The organism is Sneathiella sp. P13V-1 (assembly GCF_015143595.1).
Taxonomy (GTDB): domain Bacteria; phylum Pseudomonadota; class Alphaproteobacteria; order Sneathiellales; family Sneathiellaceae; genus Sneathiella.
Map to the genome: position 1 here is coordinate 249,971 of NZ_WYEU01000003.1, position 20,416 is coordinate 270,386.

Genomic DNA, 20,416 nt, shown 5'->3' on the forward strand with positions numbered 1-20,416 from the left:
CGCCTTCCCCGCGGAGGAAGGTGGGGTGAATTTCTAACTCAAAAACCGGTACTCCGGCCCGATGCAACACCAAAACCATCAAGATCCGCCTCATTGCCCTCCGCCTCAGCCAGGGCTTTCTGTGCTATTTTTAAGCGTTCGAGGTTTTCAGGTGTCAAATCTTCTCCTAATAACGTTTCTGCAATCTTGACTTCATCTTGCAACATTTTCCGTTTAAGACGGGCGACAAGATGCTTCCATCCGCTACGAGCATCGTCGAATGCCGCCTCTTTATCAGCGAACCAATCCAGATCTCCCTGCGCTGATTTTTCCAACCTATCTATTTGCTGTGCAAATCCCCGCTTAGATAAGTGGTGCTTCAACCCTTCTTCGTCAAGATCTGATTCGGAAGAAGCAATTTCTATGATTGCACTATGCAGCCTGTCAAGCATTGCAGAGGAAAGCTGAAGCGCGGCAAACTCATCAAAGTCAGATTCGAGGATTTTCGGGTGATTGAGCACTGTCAAAAGCAGTAATTCGCCGCCACGCCCCATCCCTGCATTCGGAACATTAGTCACTTGTAGACGTGTATTCTGTCCAGATTTGCGTTGATTCGCGAATCGTCCGAATCGTTTATCGCCAGCCCTTCCCTTATCAAAAGACTTTTTGCCACCACCTGAACTCCGCCCAAGCTCCCATAAACGGTTGCGAAAATGCTTTTGGTAATACCCTCGGACCGTCTGATCCTGAATCTGCTGCGTGACCTCTTCCAGCGCCGCTTCAAAGGCTGCTTTTTGCTCTGGCGTCTCCATCGACCGGCCGGCCAGCGTATTCTCCCAAAGCAGAGTAGATAATGGCTTCGCAGCTGCCAGAAGTTCCTGCATTGCCGCAGCCCCCCTCTGTTTAATCAGATCATCGGGATCAAGCCCTTCTGGCAACATGGCAAACTTTAAAGAATAGCCAGGCTTCAAAAGCGGGAGTACGCGCTCTGCGGCACGAACGGCAGCCCGAACACCCGCACTATCACCATCCAAACATAATGTTGGCTCAGGCGCCATTTTCCACAAGATACGTATCTGATCTTCCGTCACCGCTGTCCCGAGCGGTGCAACAGCATGTTCAAAACCTGCTTCGGCCAGAGCGATCACATCCATATACCCCTCGGCCACCAGAACTTCCCCCACATTGAATGCCTGGCTTCGCGCCTTCGCCATATTGTAAAGCACATGCCCTTTATGAAAGAGCGGCGTATCAGGAGAGTTCAGATATTTCGCAGGCGCATCGCCCAGGGCCCTTCCGCCGAAAGCGATCACGCGCCCCCGCGCATCAGTTATAGGAAACATCAAACGATCACGAAAACGGTCATAACTATCACGGCCATTATCCGGCTTAATGACAAGCCCCGCCTCAATCAGCAAATTCTCCGGAATTTTCCGCGCCAGCATGGCTTCTTTCATGGCTGTACGGCTATCTGGCGCGAATCCAATACGGAAAAGCTGTTGCGCAAGAGGGCTTACTTGACGTCTTTCCAAATATTCCCGAGCGATCAGTCCAGACTGTGTCGACATCTGGGCGGTGAACCATTGGGCAGCAACTTCCATTACATCGTGCAAGGTTGCCGACTTTTCACGCCTTACCCGCTCCTGCGGCCGTTCAACAGGCATCTGCATACCTGCCATATCTGCAAGACGCTCAATGGTTTCACGAAAGTTCAGACCCTCCGTTTGTTTAACAAACTCCACCTGATCACCGTGGGCACCACAGCCAAAACAGTGATAGAAGCCTTTTTCTTCATTTACCGTGAAAGAAGGGGTTTTTTCGTTATGAAACGGACATAGGCCTGAATACTCCCGTCCCTTTTTGACAAGTTTGGTCCGACGGCCAATGAGCTCGCTTAAGCTGACCCGGTTTCTAATCTCATCCAGAAATTGTGGCGGGAAAGCCATCATCACCCCTTATTGCTCGAGGCGGTTACCCGCCACCGAAAATGACAAATCAGCCGTTCAGCGCCGCTTTCACCATGCCACTTGCTTTGGCAAAGTCCATACGCCCTGTATATTTTTCTTTTAGTGCGCCCATGGTTTTTCCCATATCTTTCAAGCCTTCGGCACCAATATCAGTAATGGTCTCCTCAATTGCTTGCTTCATTTCAACTTCGTCAAACTGCTTTGGCAAAAACTCGGAGATGATTTCAATCTCTTCCTGCTCAGACGCGGCGAGATCATCCCGACCACCGTTCTTGTATGCAGCGATAGAATCTCTGCGCTGCCTTACCATCGTCGTCAACATCTGAAGAAGCTCGGAATCGCTGATTCCTTCATCAGACCCACCTTCTCGAGATGCAATATCACGGTCATGAAGGGTCGCAAGAATCAATCTCAAAGTGGAAATTTTCCGCTTATCCTTTGATTTCATTGCTTCTTTTAATGTGTCCTTTAGGCGGGTGCGTAGCATAGTCACTTTAATTCGTTGTGAAACAAAGGAGCCATACTAACTGAACGGGGGCCCGAAAGCAACGAAAATAAATTACGTAAGTCATTGATTTTAAAGGAAAATTTTTGAAACCAAACTCTTGACGCTTTGGCTTATATACCCTATTGTCGCGCCCCAACATTTAAATGGCGGAAGGAATGCGGCCCAGCGATTATCGCAAGGGGCCCCAATTGGCATGTCTAAATCAAACTTAGTATCACATATTCATGAACCAAGAACAGCCACCGCTGTATTGGTTTTAGCCGATGGATCTGTCTTTCACGGATTTGGTGTTGGACAGGAAGGCGAAACTGTCGGTGAGGTTTGCTTCAACACCTCCATGACTGGTTATCAGGAAAGCCTGACTGACCCCTCATTCGCAGGGCAGATGATCACCTTTACATTCCCTCATATCGGGAATGTTGGCTTTAACGATGAAGATATCGAAACCAGCGGCATTGCAGCCAACGGCCTTATTATTAAGGCGGATATCACTGATCAGGCAAACTGGCGCGCAGCCGGCCACCTTGATGAGTGGCTGAAGGAACGCGAACTGGTGGGAATTTCTGGAATCGACACCCGACGCTTGACACATGTCATCCGTGAGAGCGGTGCCCCTAACGGGATCATCGCCCACAATAAAGACGGCAAGTTTGATCTGGAAGATCTCAAAAAGAAGGCGGCTGAATGGCCGGGCCTTGAAGGAATGGATCTTGCGATCAAGGTTACCTGTAAAGAGCCTTACAAATGGTCCGAAACGAGCTGGAATATTAAAGAAGGCTTTGGGGAACAGACCGAACCTAAACGTCACATCGTTGCCGTAGATTACGGCGTAAAACGTAACATCCTTCGCTGCCTTGCTGATCATGGCTGTGATATCACGGTAGTGCCTGCAAATAGCAGCTTCGACGACATCATGTCTCACAATCCAGATGGTATTTTCCTGGCGAATGGCCCGGGCGATCCTGCGGCAACTGGTGAATATGCTGTACCAGTGATTAAGCAGTGCATTGAAAGTGGAGTTCCAACTTTCGGCATTTGCCTTGGTCATCAGATGCTGGCCCTCGCGGTTGGTGCTGAAACCATGAAAATGCAACAGGGTCACCGCGGTGCAAACCAACCTGTGAAAGACCTAACCACAGGCAGGGTTGAGATCACTTCACAGAACCATGGTTTTGTGGTGAAACGCGAAAGCCTGCCAGACGGTGTAACCGAAACACATAAATCCCTGTTTGATGGTGTAGTCGAAGGGATCGCACTGGACGGCAAACCGGTTTTCTCTGTTCAATATCACCCTGAGGCCAACCCTGGGCCTCAAGACAGTTACTATTTGTTCAAGCGCTTTGTAGATATGGTGGACGCAAATGCCTAAACGTACCGATATTCAGTCCATTATGATCATTGGTGCTGGCCCGATAATCATCGGCCAGGCCTGCGAATTTGACTATTCCGGAACTCAAGCCTGTAAAGCCCTAAAAGAAGAAGGCTACCGAGTTATTCTGGTAAACTCCAACCCAGCGACGATTATGACAGATCCGGAATTGGCCGATGCGACTTATATCGAGCCGATCACACCGGATGTTGTCGAGAGAATTCTTGAAAAAGAACGTCCCGATGCAGTTCTGCCAACAATGGGGGGCCAGACAGCGCTTAACACCGCATTGGCTCTGGCTGAGCGTGGTGCACTCGATCGTCTAGGCGTTCAGCTCATCGGTGCTAAAGAAGAAGCGATTGAAAAGGCAGAAGATCGCGACAAATTCCGCACAGCCATGCAGAAAATTGGCCTCGACATGCCGATCAGTGACGTGGCCCACACGATGGAAGAAGCCTGGAAGGTTCTGGAAACTGTTGGCCTACCTTGTATTATTCGCCCATCCTTCACATTGGGCGGAACCGGTGGTGGCCTTGCCTACAACCGAGAAGAATTTGAAGACATTGTGACTGGCGGTCTTGATGCTTCCCCAACAACAGAAGTGTTGATCGAGGAAAGCATCGTTGGCTGGAAAGAATATGAAATGGAAGTTGTTCGTGACAAAGCGGACAATTGCATCATTATCTGTTCTATCGAAAATGTGGACCCAATGGGCGTTCATACAGGTGATTCCATCACAGTGGCCCCTGCCCTTACATTGACGGATAAAGAATACCAGATCATGCGGAACGCTTCGATTGCAGTTCTCCGTGAAATTGGTGTTGAAACGGGCGGATCAAACGTTCAGTTTGCTGTAAATCCTGAAACGGGCCGTCTGATCGTCATCGAGATGAACCCGCGTGTGTCCCGCTCAAGTGCACTCGCCTCCAAAGCAACTGGTTTCCCAATTGCAAAAATCGCGGCAAAGCTGGCGGTCGGTTACACGTTGGATGAATTGGACAATGACATCACGGGCGTAACACCAGCCTCGTTCGAGCCAACAATTGACTATGTTGTCACGAAGATCCCTCGCTTCACGTTCGAAAAATTCCCAGGCGCAGAGCCTATGCTCGGCACAGCGATGAAATCTGTTGGCGAAGCAATGGCCGTTGGTCGTACATTTGCGGAATCCCTGCAAAAAGCACTTCGCTCTTTGGAAACAGGCCTAACCGGTCTCAACGAAACCAACATCGGTGATGACAAGCAAGGCATTCTAAGCACGCTGACAAAAAGCACACCGGATCGCCTTCTCAACATTGCACAAGCCTTCCGCGCAGGTCTGGAATTTGAAGAAATCCGCGCCGCAAGTAAGTTTGAGCCATGGTTCCTTCAACAGATCCAAGCGCTTGTTGCAGCAGAAGAAGCCGTTCGTGAAAAAGGTCTACCAACCCATAAGGGTGGCCTACTTTCCCTGAAACGCATGGGCTTCTCTGATGCACGTTTGTCTGAACTGAGCGGTCAGTCCGAAGCAGATATTCTTCGTATCCGCAATCAGCTGGATATCCATCCGGTCTACAAACTGATCGATACTTGCGCAGGCGAATTTACATCACAAACACCATACCTTTATTCCACTTACGAAGGGAATGAATGGGATGCGCCTGTCTGTGAAGCAAACCCGAGTGATCGCAAAAAAGTAGCCATCCTTGGAGGCGGCCCAAACCGTATTGGTCAAGGTATCGAATTTGACTATTGCTGCGTTCACGCAGCTTACGCTTTGGCAGAAGTCGGTTATGAGACCATTATGGTCAACTGTAACCCGGAAACTGTATCTACCGACTATGACACTTCTGATCGCCTGTATTTCGAACCGCTCACGGTTGAAGATACTCTTGAAATCCTCAAGAAAGAACAGAGCAACGGAACACTTCATGGTGTGATCGTCCAGTTTGGCGGTCAAACACCGTTGAAACTGGCTGCCGGTCTGGAAGCTGCAGGTATCCCTATTCTGGGAACATCTCCAGACGCCATCGACCTTGCAGAAGATCGCGAACGTTTCCAGCAATTGCTGCACAAATTAGACTTGATCCAACCTAAGAACGGTATTGCCCGGACTGTGGAAGAAGCCTTCGACGCAGCCGAGCAGATCGGTTATCCGGTTGTTGTGCGCCCATCCTATGTTTTGGGTGGCCGTGCCATGGAAATCGTCCGTGACGGCGAAGCACTTGACCGCTACATGCGCGAAGCAGTGCAGGTATCAGGTGACAATCCGGTTCTGGTTGATGGTTACCTTCAGAACGCCATTGAGGTTGACGTTGACTGCCTTTGTGATGGCGAGGAAGTTTACGTCGCCGGCATTATGGAGCATATTGAAGAGGCAGGTATTCACTCCGGTGACAGCGCTTGTTCATTGCCACCATATTCTCTGAAAGACAGCGTGATTGAAGAAATCACACGTCAATCTAAAGCATTGGCGCTTGAGCTTAACGTAATCGGTTTGATGAATGTTCAGTTCGCAGTGAAAGACGATGTTGTCTACATTCTTGAAGTGAACCCACGGGCCAGCCGTACAGTTCCGTTCGTTGCCAAAAGCATCAACTACCCGATTGCCAAAATCGCATCTCGCCTGATGGCTGGTGAGAAACTGGCAAGTTTTGGCCTTGAGAAACGTGAACTCGACCATATTACAGTAAAAGAAGCTGTCTTCCCGTTCACTCGCTTCCCAGGTGTTGACGTGGTTCTGGGTCCGGAAATGCGCTCCACCGGTGAAGTTATGGGCATTGACCGTGACTTTGCGTCAGCATTCCTGAAGTCCCAGATGGCTGCTGGTGTCACCCTGCCAACTGAAGGAAAGGTCTTTGTCTCCGTTAAGGATCTGGACAAAGCACTCCTTTTGGAAACGGCTGCCAAGCTCATTGAACTTGGGTTCGAGATTGTTTCTACTTCCGGTACTGCCCAGTATCTTTTGGACCAGGGCCTGAAAGTTGAAAAGGTCAACAAAGTGATGGAAGGACGTCCGAACATTGTTGATCTGATGAAAAATGGTGAAATCGCTATGGTGATCAATACGACCGAAGGGGCGCAAGCCCTGAAGGATAGTTATGACATCCGCCGTACGGCACTGATGATGAAAACACCATACTCAACTACCGTTGCGGGTGCACGTGCAACGGCATTGGCGATTGAAAAAATTAAAACAGGAACTCTTGAAGTATATCCACTTCAATCCTATTCTTAATCTTTTGGTTACGCCGAATAAGATAAAACAGCTTGCTCCGGGCTTGCCCGGAGTAGAACAATTTACCCTGACAGGGAACAGACAGAGATTTTAAATGGATAGACTACCGATTACCGCAAACGGCTTTGCGATGCTGGAAGCCGAATTGAAAAATTTGAAAACCAACGCACGCCCGAACGTTATTCAGGCCATTGCCACAGCGCGTGAACATGGTGATCTATCTGAAAATGCTGAATATCATGCAGCCAAAGAACAACAATCCCTTATTGAAGGTCGCATTGCTGAACTTGAAGACAAGCTCGGTCGATGCGAAGTGATTGATGTCACGGCTATGTCAGGCCGAACCATCAAGTTCGGCGCAACGGTTCTTCTTGTGGATGAAGACACAGACGAAGAAACCACTTACCAAATTGTTGGTGAAGACGAGAGCAACATCGAAGAAGGAAGGATTTCCATCTCAGCCCCTCTTGCACGCGCCCTTATCAACAAAGAACAAGGCGACAGCATCGAGGTGACTACACCAGGTGGATCAAAAGCCTATGAAGTATTGGACGTGAAGTTCGTCTAAGGCAAAGTCTAATCATAAAAAAGCCCCGGAAATACTCCGGGGCTTTTTTATTGCTTATTTTTCGTGGGGGTAACCAACTGCTTTCAAATCAGCTGTTATCTCATCCAGAATGGCTGGATCATCAATCGTTGCAGGGAAACGATACTCCTCCCCATCAGCGATCTTTCTCATGATGGCACGCAGGATTTTACCTGAGCGTGTCTTTGGGAGCCGTTTTACAACAAGAACATGCTTAAAGGCCGCAACGGGGCCGATCATTTCACGTACGCGCGCTACAATTTCCTTAGAAATCTCGCTACTATCACGGTTCACACCTGCATTCAGCACTACAAAGCCAAATGGAATTTGACCTTTCAGTTCATCCTGCACGCCGATAACAGCGCATTCAGCAACATCCTTATGACCAGCAACGACCTCTTCCATCCCACCAGTGGAAAGGCGATGGCCTGCCACGTTAATAATGTCATCGGTACGTGCCATGATGAACAGATACCCGTCTTCATCCACATATCCAGCATCACCGGTTTTGTAATAACCCGGCACATCTTCCATATAGGATTTTTTGAAACCTTCATCATTCTGCCAAAGTGTTGGCAATGTACCGGGAGGCAATGGCAACTTCACAGCAATAACACCGATTTCGCCTTGTGGCATTTCACGGCTTGGATCTTCCTCATCCATGATGCGGATATCATATCCTGGAACTGGAAGTGTTGGACTACCCAGCTTAACGGGCTTAATGCCATATCCGGTGCAGTTGGCCCCCATCGGCCAACCCGTTTCCGTCTGCCACCAGTGATCCAGAACGGGCACTTTTAATGTATTCTGAGCCCAAATAATTGTATCTGGATCCGCACGTTCGCCCGCCAAAAACAGCGTTTCAAAATGCGACAGATCATAATCCGCAATCAGTTTCGCCTCTGGATCATGCTGTTTAATCGCACGGAACGCTGTCGGTGCTGTAAAGAGTGCACGAACTTTATGATCTTGAATAACCCGCCAGAATGTTCCGGCATCAGGTGTACCAATTGGCTTTCCTTCAAATAGGATAGATGTGTTTCCATGGAGCAAGGGCGCATACACAATGTAAGAGTGACCAACGACCCATCCCACATCTGATGCCGCCCAGAAAACATCTCCGGGATCCATTCCATAGACACCCTTCATAGACCAGTGAAGAGCCACGGCATGACCACCATTATCACGAACAACACCTTTTGGAACACCAGTCGTACCAGATGTATAAAGGACATATAACGGGTCGGTTGCCGCAACGGGCACCGGATCAATTGGGTCTGCGGCTGCCACTTCTGACCAATCAAAGTCGCGACCATCGGTCATTGCAGCCGCACATTCTGGACGCTGCAAAACAACACATGTGTGCGGCTTATGAGTGGAAATCTCAATCGCCTCATCCAGAAGCGGCTTATATTCTACGACCCTGCCAGGTTCCAATCCACAGGAAGCCGCTATAATCGCTACAGGTTTCGCATCATCAATGCGGGTTGCAAGCTCATTAGCAGCGAAACCACCGAAAACAACCGAATGAATGGCGCCAATTCGTGAACAGGCCAACATAGCGATAGCAGCTTCTGGCACCATTGGCATATAGATGATCACCCGATCACCTTTGCGGATACCCTTAGCGTGCAGACCACCTGCAAACCGGGCGACCAGATCTGTCAACTCAGCATATGAGAATTTCTGAACCTGACCCGTCATCGGGCTATCATAAATCAGTGCAGTTTGATCCCCACGCCCTGCTTCCACATGGCGATCCAGGCAATTATAACAGGTGTTCAGTTCCCCACCTGAGAACCATTTGTTAAACGGGTTATTGCTGGCATCCAGCACCTTGTCCCATTTCTTGTACCAAGTAATACCTTCTGCGGCTTCACCCCAGAAACCTTCTGGATCGTTCAACGAGCGCGCGTAATCTTCTTCATACGTCGCCATAATGTACTCCTCCCGTACAGCAAGCTGTTAATTTAGCAATGACACAGACTGCTTTACTGCAGACTTTTTATTGTGGCTGTGGAGATAAAAAAGCCGCGAACGGATCGCGGCTTTATGTCGAAAGAAATGCTAGACCCAACCGATTAATCGTTGGATTTAAACAATTCCTCGAAATTCTTAACCGCTTCGGCTTTCGCCTTGGAAGCGTCTTCTTTTTCAGAAGATTTACTGCTTCCAAATACGGCTTCGGCTTCAGCCATTGGATCGTATTCCTCTTCTTGCTGCATTTCCTGCTTCTTACGTTCATATGGCGTAAGTGGAACAGATGCGGCATCCGCAGCAACAGCAGCAGCTACTTCTTCCATAAGCTTGTCTGTATTATCTTCATCACGCAGGTGAGCAGATTTTTTCACAACTTCGTCAAGTTCCATCTGCGTGCAGATACCAAGACTAACTGGATCTCGTGGCTTAATTGCTTGTGTGTTCCAATGTGTTTTGTCACGAACAGCATTAATTGTTGTTTTCGTTGTTCCGACCAGCTTACCGATCTGCGCGTCCGAAAGCTCCGGATGGAACTTCAGCAACCATGAAATGGCATCAGGGCGATCCCCCCGGCGAGATACGGGTGTGTAACGACCACCGCTGCGGCGTGGTTGAGGTACATCCCCTACAGGCTTACTCAACTGCAAAAGTGCTGCCGGATCTTTCTCACAACGGTCAATTTCCTCTTGCGTGAGCTGACCCGTTGCAAGCGGGCTCTGCCCAACAATTCCCATAGCCACTTCGCCATCAGCAATGCCCTGTACTTCCAAGGCATGTAGACCGCAAAATTCACCGATCTGACGGAATGTCAGGCCTGTATTATCAACCAGCCAAACGGCCGTTGCTTTTGGCATCAATGGTGTTGCCATTTTAACTCCTTAAAAGAGGGACGGCCTTATACCGTCCGACTCACAATTCTCTAACTGCATATATGGCGGAAAAACGCCCTCAAGTCTAGCTTGTAAACTCAAATACAGGCTTCAAACATTAAACCTCTAGAACGATTTTACCGATATGACCTGAATCATCAATTCTCTCATGAGCTTTATTTGCCTGATCCAGCGGAAAGACACTATCGATAATCGGCTTTACAGTCCCCGCATTCAGCAATGGCCATACTTTTTCTTCCAGACTTTTACCAATGGCAGCTTTTGCTTCAATTGACTGGGGCCGCAAAGTTGACCCAGTTATGGTAAGGCGTTTCAACATAACCGGTGCGAAATTCACATCGGCCTTTGGTCCGCCCAAAAACGCGATATAAACAAGGCGCCCTTCAACAGCCAAGGCTGAAATGTTTCGTTGGATATAAGACCCGCCAACCATGTCCAAGATCAGGTTTACACCCTCGCCACCGGTAAGCTCTTTCACAACTTCAACATAATCTTCACTTTTGTAATTAATCCCTCGCTCAGCACCCAAGGCTTCAATTTCACGGCATTTCTCATCGGTGGACGCCGTTGCGAAAACACGAGCCCCGAAAGATTTAGCCAACTGAATCGCAGTTGTACCAATACCGCTGGCACCACCATGAACAAGGAAACTTTCCCCGCCTGTTAGGCGGCCACGGTCAAACACATTTGTCCATACGGTGAAATATGTTTCCGGAACGGCGGCTGCTTTCACCATGTCATAACCGTTAGGAACCGCCAGACATTGTGCTTCTGGCGCGACGCAATATTCTGCGTATCCACCGCCTGCAACAAGCGCACAGAGAGTATCCCCAACCTTGAAACGAGTCACTCCGTCTCCTACGGCAACAACTTCACCTGCAACTTCAAGTCCTGGAATATCAGAAGCGCCTGGAGGCGGTGCGTATCCCCCCATTCTTTGCAAGACGTCCGGACGATTCACGCCCGCAGCGGCAACTTTGATTAGCACCTCTCCAAGGGCAGGTTCCGGAACCGGGCGAATTGTAGGCACGAGATTTTCAGGCCCACCGAATTCTTTAATTTCAATCGCTGTCATCTGCGAGGGGATTGTACTCATGATTTTGCTCCTGGGTTTCGTTCTTCTTATGTAATATCAGGGTAACCAGTAATCGGGTTGCGCCGAAACCAATACTGCAAGTCTGGGTAATCCAGCGCTACAAACATATTAAGGATCTACAAAATGGCAAGTGACGAGGAAGAATTTCCCATTTTATCCAGTGAGGGGAAAAAATTTGATGAAATGTCCATCTATGAACTTGAAGAATATCTGGAAGAGCTAGCTCAGGAGATTCGGAAAGTCGAAAAACTTATTGAAACCAAGAAGAAAGCACAGAACGCCGCTGAGAGTTTCTTTAAAAACTAAAGACGAAATTCATACCGCCCAAGTAATCATTCCAATAAAGAAAATGTATATTTTGTGGATTTTTTTATATACGTTAATTGTAATTTAATAAAATCCCCCTAAATTCACATGTATCAACCCGCGTCGGGTTGTCGATTGGAACCTATCCAATCTATTTGACGCCTCCCTGTTGACTTGAGCCGCCTTTTGGCGGCTCTTTTTTTGTTTGCCCATTTGTCAAGAAAACTTTTTCACTATTTGTTACTGCATTATTACAAACTGATCTTGACTCATGCCCGTTTTCAGAGTTTTATGCTGCCAACAGGTCAAGTTTGACAGGTTGAGGTATCAAAATAGAAGGGGGCGCTGGTATCTGGCAGCCCCCTCATTTGTTTCTAGATCCCCTCTTCGGTAATCCCATAAAAGTCATGTGAATTAAGCTGGACCTGCCAAGCCTCACAAGGTAGCTTGCAGCCAACTAATTAATACGTGCTGTGGGAGTTGCTGAATGGCCGATCCAAACTTTCTGAAATTTGACACCCTTAGTCTTCATGCGGGACAACGCCCTGACCCGGTAACCGGTGCACGAGCGGTCCCTATTTATCAGACAACCTCCTATGTGTTCCGCGATGCCGATCACGCCGCCTCTCTTTTCAATCTGGAAAGTACAGGTCACATCTACAGCCGCCTGTCCAACCCAACGACAGCAGTATTGGAAGAACGCCTTGCCAGCCTTGAAGGTGGCGTTGGGGCGATTTGCACAGCATCTGGTCACGCCGCCATGCATCTTGCCATCGTCACGTTGATGAGTGCAGGCAACCATATCGTCTGCTCCCAATCTGTCTATGGCGGCACATACAACTTCCTGAAACACACAATGCCGCGCTTTGGCATTGAAACAACATTTGTGAACCCGCAGGACCCGGAAAACTTCAAAGCAGCGATCAAAGAAGAAACGCGTCTTGTGATCTCAGAAACGCTGGGCAATCCTGGTCTCGAAGTAACCGACATTCCAAAAGTTGCGGATATTGCACATGCTGCGGGCATTCCGCTTTTGATCGACAATACCTTTGCCACCCCATATCTGTGCCGCCCACTGGATCTCGGCGCGGATCTTGTGATGCATTCTGCCACCAAGTTTCTGGGTGGCCACGGGATCGCCATGGGCGGTGCGCTGATCGATGGTGGGCGTTTCGATTGGGCGAAAAGCGGCAAATTCCCGACATTGACCGAGCCATATGAAGGCTATCACGGCATTCAATATGAAGAAGAGTTTGGACCACTTGCCTTCCTGATGCGCGCCCGGACAGAAGGTCTTCGCGATTTTGGCGCCTGTATCAGCCCAACAAATGCGTTTCAAATCTTGCAGGGTGTGGAAACTCTTTCCGTACGCATGGAAAAGCATGTTGCAAATGCCCGGAAAGTCATTGAGTTCCTGAATGCAAACGATGCTGTGGAAAGTGTTTCATCACCTGAACTTGAAAGCCATCCAGACCATGCACTTGCGAAAGAGCTTCTGCCAAAGGGGTGCGGTTCTATCTTCAGTTTCACTGTAAAAGGCGGCCGCGAGGCAGGTAAGGCCTTTATCGGCCAGCTGCAGGTGTTCTCTCACCTTGCCAATGTAGGGGATGCGAAAAGCCTGGTTATTCACCCAGCGTCAACCACTCATCAGCAAATGGATAAGGAAGCCCTTGAAAACGCAGGTATCTCAGAAGGCATGATCCGATTGTCTGTGGGTATCGAAGATGTCGACGATCTTATCAAGGATCTGAAAGGTGGCCTGCGGGCGGCTGCAAAAGTTGCTGAAAAAGCAGCAGCACAATAAGGGGGCGAAAATGTTTGTCACAGTAAATAACACCGAGATTTTCGCAGCAACTGGTGGTCAGAAATTTGACCCTGCCAAGCCAAACCTTATTTTCCTGCATGGCGCCGCCATGGATCACACCGCATGGGCCTTGCAAAGCCGTTACTTTGCCCATCACGGATATAATGTATTTGCGTTGGATCTTCCGGGACATGGCAAAAGCGGCGGCGACATTCCTGCAAGCATTGATGACATGGCGGATTGGGTTGTTGCCTTTATGGATGCGGCGGGTCTTGAAAATGCAGCCCTCACAGGGCACAGCATGGGCTCTTTGACGGCATTGTCATTGGCTGGTCGCTATCCTGACCGTGTGACTAAATTGGTAATGATCGGCACAGCTTTCCCAATGGTGGTTGGGGAGTTCTTCCTGAACAAAGCCAAAGAAAATGATCCCGCGGCTTTCCAGATGATGATCGACTGGTCACACGCCCGCCCCTCCCACATGGGCGCTTCAGAGGTTCCGGGACTGTGGATGATCGGAAACGCGCTACGTACGGTGGAGAATTCAGGTGATGGCACCCTGTTTAAGGGTCTATCCATGTGCAACGATTATAAAGGTGGCTTCGAAGCAGCCGAAGCACTCACCTGTCCTGTTCTATTTATTCTCGGTGACAATGACATGATGACAATGCCACGGGCTGCACAAAAGCTTATCGCGGCGATAGAGGGATCAACAACCGTGATGTTAAATGATTGTGGTCACATGCAAATGATTGAAAAGGCGGATGAAGTCCGCGCTTCTATGAAATCATTCCTTTAAAATATAGGATCGCCGCGCTATACACCAATGCGCGGCGGCCCGCCTTTTGCGGTCTGGCTTGGACCGAACGCCTTATCAAGCACTTGCGTGCTGTCCTGCGCCAGCTTAATTGCGTCTGTCAGCGCGTTCAGTATCAGCATATTATTATTCAGCACATGCTGTGCTTCTGGACGTACATCGTCAGTGATTTTTGTGCAGCGGAGAACGACATCCGCGCGCACTTTCATAAGAACGTCTTCAAGACGTTGACCGTTCGGGTTTTCCTCTGTGACCAGAAAATGTGTCATTTAGCTTCCCTTTGTTTGGGCCGTAATGACAACAGTTTGGGTGACCTTTGGTTAAAATAAAGCTAATTTACAGGTTCTTGGCCCGCTCACGTAGTACGAATTTCTGTACCTTCCCTGTGGACGTCTTCGGCAAGTCTTCAAAAACAACCGTTTTTGGACACTTGAAATGGGCCATGTTATCCCGGCAAAACGCAATAATTTCCGCTTCGGTAGGGGTTGCGCCTTCCCTGAGCTCAATGAAAGCACATGGGGTTTCGCCCCATTTGTCATCAGGCCTTGCAACCACAGCGGCCTCCATGACAGCAGGATGCTTATAGAGAACCCCCTCCACTTCAATGGTCGAGATATTCTCCCCCCCGGAAATAATGATGTCTTTTGATCGATCCCTGAGCTCCAGATATCCATCTTCATGAACAACACCCAGATCACCAGTGTGGAACCACCCATCTTTCAACGACTTTTCAGTAGTCGCAGGATTCTTTAAATACCCTTTCATGACCATGTTGCCGCGCATCATGACCTCACCCATGGTGTTGCCGTCACTGGGAACAGGGGTCATGGTCTCAGGATCCATAACTTCAAGACCACCAAGGGCATGATACCGCACCCCTTGACGGGCTTTAAGTGCGGCACGATCTTCAACAGATTTCGCATCCCATTCAGCTTGCCAATCGCAATAGACAGATGGGCCATAACATTCCGTCAAACCATAGACATGGGTTACATCAAAGCCCATACGATCCATCTCAGCCAGAACTGGTGCTGGCGGCGGTGCAGCTGCAACCATCACCTTCAAACCAGACGCTGCTTTGGACTTGTTTTCATCAGTTGTGTTGATCAGCATGGAAAGAACAATGGGCGCACCGCACATGTGGTCCACGCCATATTTTTCCATCGCATCATAAATGGGGGTTGCTTCAACTTTACGAAGACAGACATGGGTTCCCCCTACTGCTGTAATGGTCCAAGGAAAGCACCAGCCGTTGCAGTGGAACATGGGCAACGTCCAAAGGTAGGTCGGGTGTTTCCCCATCTGCCACGACATTGTATTACCGGTCGCTGCCAGATAAGCACCCCTGTGATGATAAACCACGCCCTTTGGGTCACCTGTTGTGCCTGATGTGTAGTTCAGCGCAATGGCCTGCCACTCATCATCTGGACCACCCCACTCATAATTTACATCCCCGACTTGCAGGAAGGCCTCATAATCCATGTCACCGATCAAATCTCCGCCGCCTGCAAGCGGGTCATCAATATCGATAACAATCGGCTCTACGCTGGCAATCTTAAGGGCTTTGGAGATAACATCTGAATGTTCGCGATCTGTGAACAGAAGTTTGCATTCACCATGATCAAGAATAAAGGCAATGGTTTCCGCATCGAGTCGGGTATTGAGCGCATTAAGAACAGCCCCCGTCACCGGCACACCGAAATGAGCCTCCAGCAAAGCAGGAATATTGGGTGCCATTACAGAAACAGTGTCACCTTTACCAATGCCCCGCTTTTCCAACGCACTGGCCAGCCGCTTTGCCCGTTCATAAAATTCAGCGTAGGTGTAAGTCCAGTCACCATGACGCATCGCGACCTGGTTGGGATAGACCGCGGCGGATCTGGGCAGAAAAGAAAGAGGTGTTAGCGCCTCAAAGTTAGCCGGATTTGCTTCCAAACCAAGTTCGTACTTTTCCATGACACCCTCCGCCACGTCTTCAATATCTATAATGGGTGAGTTTTACCGTTCACCGCCGTCTTGACCTTCAAGTTCCACAGGAACACCAGGCAAGTGCTTGGACACGCGAATACCAAGAGAGGTTTTCACATGCTCCACATTCGGGGCTGCGGTCAGTTCATGCGTCAGGAACTGTTGATAAGAATCCCAGTCCTTGGCAACCACTTTCAAAATGAAATCGCTGTCGCCTGCCAACATGTAACATTCACGCACCATCGGCCACTCACGCACTTTTTCTTCAAAAGCGTTGAGATCGGGCTCTGCCTGGCTGTGAAGGCCTACCATGGCAAACACGGTAACTTTAAACCCCAAACTTTCGGAATTTAATTGCGCGTGATAGCCTTCAATGAAGCCAGATTCTTCCAAAGCCCGGACCCTTCTCAGGCACGGCGGTGCAGAAATCCCGGCATTTTTCGCCAGTTCTACATTGGTTGTCCGTCCATTTTCCTGCAAATCGTGCAGAATTCGTCGATCTATGTCATCGAGCTTAACGCGTTGCATACATTACCTCCAACAGTCTGTTGCGCGCAATATTATTACAACGCGCAGCCTAGGCCAAGTGCCAGTTCGCCATTTTTTGTAAAAAAATTACCTTGACCTTGCCTTTTTATGTCATTTAGTGCCAAAAAAAGCCCCATGACGACTTTATCCCCCAATGCAGTCCCTGCATTTGAGAAAGAAAATAACGCCTGTTGGGTGATCACGGATGGTAGCGCTGGAATGGAAAACCAGTGCGTAGGCCTAGCCGAGGCGATGGGGTGTATACCGATTGTCAAAAGAATACAAACGAAAAAGCCGTGGCGATGGTTACCCCCTCAGCTTTGGATCAATCCGTTGGGTCAATTGAAAAGCACAGGTGATCAACTGGAAGCCCCGTGGCCTGATCTTATCATCACATGCGGCAGACAAGCTATCCCCATGAGCATTGCCATTCGGCGCGCAAGTAAAGGCAAAACATTTACTGTTCACATTCAAAGCCCGAACGCAGATATTAGCAATTTTGATCTGGTAGTAGTTCCGGAGCATGATAAGTTGCGCGGTAATAATGTTCTTGTCAGTAAAGGTTCCCTGACCCGTATTAATGACGCCAAACTGCGCGATGAGAAATCTAAATTCCTATCAGAACTTGAGGGATTACAAGGCCCAATCTACACGGTTTTGGTGGGTGGTCCAAACCGTTGCTATGATGTAACCCCGGATACCATGAGGCTACTGTGTACGAGACTGGAAAATCTACACAAACAAACAAGCGGGCATTTTCTGGTAACCACTTCCAGACGGACTGGCGAAGACAACGAAGCCATATTGAAAGAAACTCTGACCAGACTGCCTCACACCTTGTGGGATGGGACAGGTGCGAACCCTTACTTTGCCTATCTGGCCGCAGCAGACGCCATTATTGTAACCGCCGATTCGGTCAATATGATTTGCGAAGCAGCAACAGCAGGGAAACCCGTGTTTGTCTTCGAACTTCCAGGTGGTAACAGAAAGTTCAACGCTTTCCATCAAGAAATGCAGAAAGCTGGATTTACAAAACCGTTTTCGGACAATCTTCTATTGTGGTCGCCCCCTAAATTAGATGAAACAAATCGCATCGCAACAGAAGTTCTTGCGTCGTTCAAAAAAAGGTAAAGAAGTCCTCATTTGACCCTGCCTATTGCACTTGGGCCTTCGCCATAATAAATACATTTGCACTTATTTTTTACCGCCACCGCGTTCAGGAGCAATCCATGGCTGAAACATTTACAACAAGCACCCTTATCATCGGTTCCGGTCCGGCTGGATGTACCGCGGCAATTTACGCGGCTCGTGCCTCCTTAAAACCGATCATGGTGCATGGAATTCAGCCAGGTGGTCAGCTTACCATCACCACAGAAGTCGAAAACTACCCGGGCTTCGCAGATCCTATTCAGGGTCCCTGGTTGATGGAGCAAATGGAAGCTCAGGCCAGAAATGTTGGCACAGAAATCCACAATGATGTGATTACCGATTTAGACACTTCAAAGCGCCCGTTCGTCGTAACCGCTGATTCCGGCAACACATACGTGGCTGATACGGTGATTATTTCAACAGGTGCCTCCGCAAAATGGTTGGGATTACCGTCCGAGCAGGAATTCATGGGCTTTGGTGTTTCTGCCTGCGCCACATGCGATGGATTCTTCTACCGCGGAAAAGAGGTCATGGTTGTGGGCGGTGGCAATACGGCCGTTGAGGAAGCGCTGTATCTCACAAACCACGCCGACAAGGTGACCATCATTCATCGCCGTGACAGCTTCCGTGCGGAAAAAATTCTGGTGAACCGTCTGATGAAGAATCCTAAAATCGAAGTGATTTGGGATACGGTTCTGGATGAGATTGTTGGTGAACATCCTGCAGGTGTGACCGCCGGGCGTGTCCGCAACGTCAAAACAGATGAAGTTCGTGACATTCCGGTTCACGGTGTTTTCATTGCAATCGGTCATTCCCCGAATACTGACCTGTTCAAGGGGAAAATCGATATGGACGACGAAAGCTATATCGTAACCGCACCTGATTCCACAGCCACCAATGTGGAAGGCGTGTTCGCATGCGGTGATGTTCAAGATAAAACTTACCGGCAGGCGGTAACCGCTGCAGGTACTGGCTGTATGGCGGCACTGGAGGCTGAACGCTTCATTGCGGAACAGGAAGATGCGGCATCTTCCGTCGCTGCGGAATAGCCCAAACAGAATAAATCCATTCCCGGTCTGGAAAATACTCTCACAAATGACTAACCTATCAAGTTATAGGGAGTGATAATAAATCGATCGAGGTTCCAAACCTCGATAACTTGAGGGAACCAGATCGGATGGATTGGGATAAGTTACGTATATTCCATGCGGTGGCTGAGGCTGGAAGCTTCACACACGCAGGCGAGACGCTGCACTTAAGTCAATCTGCGGTTAGCAGACAAATCAGTGCGTTAGAAGACAGTCTCAACCTTTCTCTATTTCACCGACACGCCCGCGGATTGCTCCTCACAGAGCAGGGCGAACTCCTCTACCGCACGGCCCATGAGATTTTCGCCAAGCTCGCCATGACGGAAGCAATACTTGCGGATAGTAAGGAAAAACCATCAGGTGAGATCAAGGTTACTTCCACTGTTGGTCTTGGATCAAATTGGCTCACCCCCCGTATTCGTGAGTTCATTGAACTTTACCCTGATATTCGGGTGAACCTGATTTTGGCTGACCGGGAATTGGATCTTGGAATGCGGGAAGCAGACGTTGCTATTCGTCTACGCTCCCCCGTTCAACCAGATCTGATCCAACGAAAATTGGCAACAGTTCGGCATCATCTCTACGCTTCCACCGAATATATCGAGAAATATGGCACCCCCAGATCATTGGAAGATTTGGCAAAAAGGAACATTCTCATTTATGGAGATGAAGCGCCTTCAAATATCTCCAATATTAATTGGATCATTGAAAAACTTCATCAAATGGACCCTTCGATCACCCCTGTATTCAAGGTGAATAATGTGTATGGTCTTTTGCTGGCCATCCAAAGCGGTCTGGGGATTGGCAGTCTACCCGATTACATTACAGAAGGTCAGAAAAACATCGTGCGTGTCATGCCAGAGCTCGAGGGACCTGAATTTGATACCTATTACGTTTACCCGGAGGAATTACGGAAATCCAAGCGTGTCACAATTTTCAGGGATTTCCTTATTCGAAAAGTAGCGGAGTCTAGTTTTTAGGCACTTGATATTTTTAGCTTTTCTCAAGCTATGCATCTGACGCATGTCGGCCTTGAAATTTTTAAACTACTCCTTAATGTCATTTTTATCTAAATAAGAATTGTGCAGAGCAATAAAGCACTTTTTTCCAACGATCTCCCTTTAAGTTGGTGAAATAAGCTATTTTGTTTCTCCCAGACAAAAT

Annotated in this window: 17 protein-coding genes; 9 read left to right on the top strand and 8 right to left on the bottom strand. The window is 48.8% G+C overall.

The window, feature by feature from the left end; genetic code table 11:
- Positions 1–38 precede the first annotated feature (38 nt).
- Both dnaG and GUA87_RS14330 read right to left on the bottom strand, forming a co-directional pair.
- Entirely contained in the window at positions 39–1,928 is a 1,890-nt protein-coding gene (gene dnaG, locus GUA87_RS14325; protein ID WP_193717284.1) for a DNA primase, read from the bottom strand.
- Positions 1,929–1,974: 46 nt separating this feature from the next.
- Entirely contained in the window at positions 1,975–2,433 is a 459-nt protein-coding gene (locus GUA87_RS14330) for a GatB/YqeY domain-containing protein (RefSeq protein WP_193717285.1), read from the bottom strand.
- 214 nt (positions 2,434–2,647) lie between these two features.
- Between GUA87_RS14330 and carA the strand changes: the two genes are divergently transcribed.
- The 3 genes from carA to greA all read left to right on the top strand — a co-directional run bounded on the left by carA (position 2,648) and on the right by greA (position 7,608).
- Positions 2,648–3,823 carry a glutamine-hydrolyzing carbamoyl-phosphate synthase small subunit gene (gene carA, locus GUA87_RS14335; protein ID WP_193717286.1) on the top strand — a complete coding sequence of 392 codons (1,176 nt, stop codon included), beginning with the start codon at positions 2,648–2,650 and terminating at the stop codon, positions 3,821–3,823.
- Positions 3,816–7,040: a carbamoyl-phosphate synthase large subunit gene (gene carB / locus GUA87_RS14340; protein ID WP_193717287.1), complete on the top strand. Its 3,225-nt coding sequence runs from the start codon at positions 3,816–3,818 to the stop codon at positions 7,038–7,040. Before carA ends, carB begins: the two co-directional genes overlap by 8 nt.
- Positions 7,041–7,134: 94 nt before the next feature.
- Positions 7,135–7,608 (top strand): transcription elongation factor GreA, encoded by a 474-nt coding sequence (gene greA, locus GUA87_RS14345; RefSeq protein ID WP_193717288.1) that lies wholly within the window; start codon positions 7,135–7,137, stop codon positions 7,606–7,608.
- Positions 7,609–7,662: 54 nt separating this feature from the next.
- Here the strand turns inward: greA and GUA87_RS14350 are convergent, their stop codons facing one another.
- The 3 genes from GUA87_RS14350 to GUA87_RS14360 all read right to left on the bottom strand — a co-directional run bounded on the left by GUA87_RS14350 (position 7,663) and on the right by GUA87_RS14360 (position 11,592).
- On the bottom strand, positions 7,663–9,564 hold the full coding sequence (locus tag GUA87_RS14350) for a propionyl-CoA synthetase (protein ID WP_193717289.1): 1,902 nt from the start codon (positions 9,562–9,564) through the stop codon (positions 7,663–7,665).
- 143 nt (positions 9,565–9,707) lie between these two features.
- The gene (locus tag GUA87_RS14355; RefSeq protein ID WP_193717290.1) at positions 9,708–10,475 is read right to left on the bottom strand and encodes a DUF1013 domain-containing protein; all 768 of its coding nucleotides are present in this window, start codon (positions 10,473–10,475) and stop codon (positions 9,708–9,710) included.
- A gap of 118 nt (positions 10,476–10,593) precedes the next feature.
- Positions 10,594–11,592 (bottom strand): NAD(P)H-quinone oxidoreductase, encoded by a 999-nt coding sequence (locus GUA87_RS14360; protein ID WP_193717291.1) that lies wholly within the window; start codon positions 11,590–11,592, stop codon positions 10,594–10,596.
- Between the two features lie 123 nt (positions 11,593–11,715).
- Here GUA87_RS14360 and GUA87_RS14365 point away from each other — a divergent pair, with 123 nt between their 5' ends.
- The 3 genes from GUA87_RS14365 to GUA87_RS14375 all read left to right on the top strand — a co-directional run bounded on the left by GUA87_RS14365 (position 11,716) and on the right by GUA87_RS14375 (position 14,501).
- Positions 11,716–11,898 (top strand): DUF1192 family protein, encoded by a 183-nt coding sequence (locus tag GUA87_RS14365; RefSeq protein ID WP_193717292.1) that lies wholly within the window; start codon positions 11,716–11,718, stop codon positions 11,896–11,898.
- Positions 11,899–12,385: 487 nt separating this feature from the next.
- Complete coding sequence (locus GUA87_RS14370; protein WP_193717293.1) at positions 12,386–13,702, top strand: O-acetylhomoserine aminocarboxypropyltransferase; 1,317 nt, start codon at positions 12,386–12,388, stop codon at positions 13,700–13,702.
- Between the two features lie 10 nt (positions 13,703–13,712).
- Entirely contained in the window at positions 13,713–14,501 is a 789-nt protein-coding gene (locus tag GUA87_RS14375) for an alpha/beta fold hydrolase (RefSeq protein ID WP_193717294.1), read from the top strand.
- A 17-nt stretch (positions 14,502–14,518) separates the two neighbouring features.
- On the opposite strand, the gene GUA87_RS14380 is transcribed toward GUA87_RS14375, so the two are convergent.
- The 3 genes from GUA87_RS14380 to GUA87_RS14390 form a co-directional block, all read right to left on the bottom strand.
- Positions 14,519–14,788 carry a histidine kinase gene (locus GUA87_RS14380; RefSeq protein WP_193717295.1) on the bottom strand — a complete coding sequence of 90 codons (270 nt, stop codon included), beginning with the start codon at positions 14,786–14,788 and terminating at the stop codon, positions 14,519–14,521.
- A 67-nt stretch (positions 14,789–14,855) separates the two neighbouring features.
- Positions 14,856–16,475, bottom strand: coding sequence for an acyl-CoA synthetase (locus tag GUA87_RS14385; RefSeq protein ID WP_193717296.1), 1,620 nt, complete (start codon positions 16,473–16,475; stop codon positions 14,856–14,858).
- 42 nt (positions 16,476–16,517) lie between these two features.
- On the bottom strand, positions 16,518–17,015 hold the full coding sequence (locus GUA87_RS14390) for an Lrp/AsnC family transcriptional regulator (protein ID WP_193717297.1): 498 nt from the start codon (positions 17,013–17,015) through the stop codon (positions 16,518–16,520).
- A gap of 135 nt (positions 17,016–17,150) precedes the next feature.
- Between GUA87_RS14390 and GUA87_RS14395 the strand changes: the two genes are divergently transcribed.
- The 3 genes from GUA87_RS14395 (at position 17,151) to GUA87_RS14405 (ending at position 20,232) form a co-directional block, all read left to right on the top strand.
- A complete protein-coding gene (locus tag GUA87_RS14395) occupies positions 17,151–18,146 on the top strand; it encodes a mitochondrial fission ELM1 family protein (protein ID WP_193717298.1) in 996 nt (331 codons plus the stop codon).
- 98 nt (positions 18,147–18,244) lie between these two features.
- Complete coding sequence (trxB, locus tag GUA87_RS14400; protein ID WP_193717299.1) at positions 18,245–19,213, top strand: thioredoxin-disulfide reductase; 969 nt, start codon at positions 18,245–18,247, stop codon at positions 19,211–19,213.
- Between the two features lie 128 nt (positions 19,214–19,341).
- The gene (locus GUA87_RS14405) at positions 19,342–20,232 is read left to right on the top strand and encodes a LysR family transcriptional regulator (protein ID WP_193717300.1); all 891 of its coding nucleotides are present in this window, start codon (positions 19,342–19,344) and stop codon (positions 20,230–20,232) included.
- The last annotated feature ends 184 nt before the right edge of the window (positions 20,233–20,416 follow it).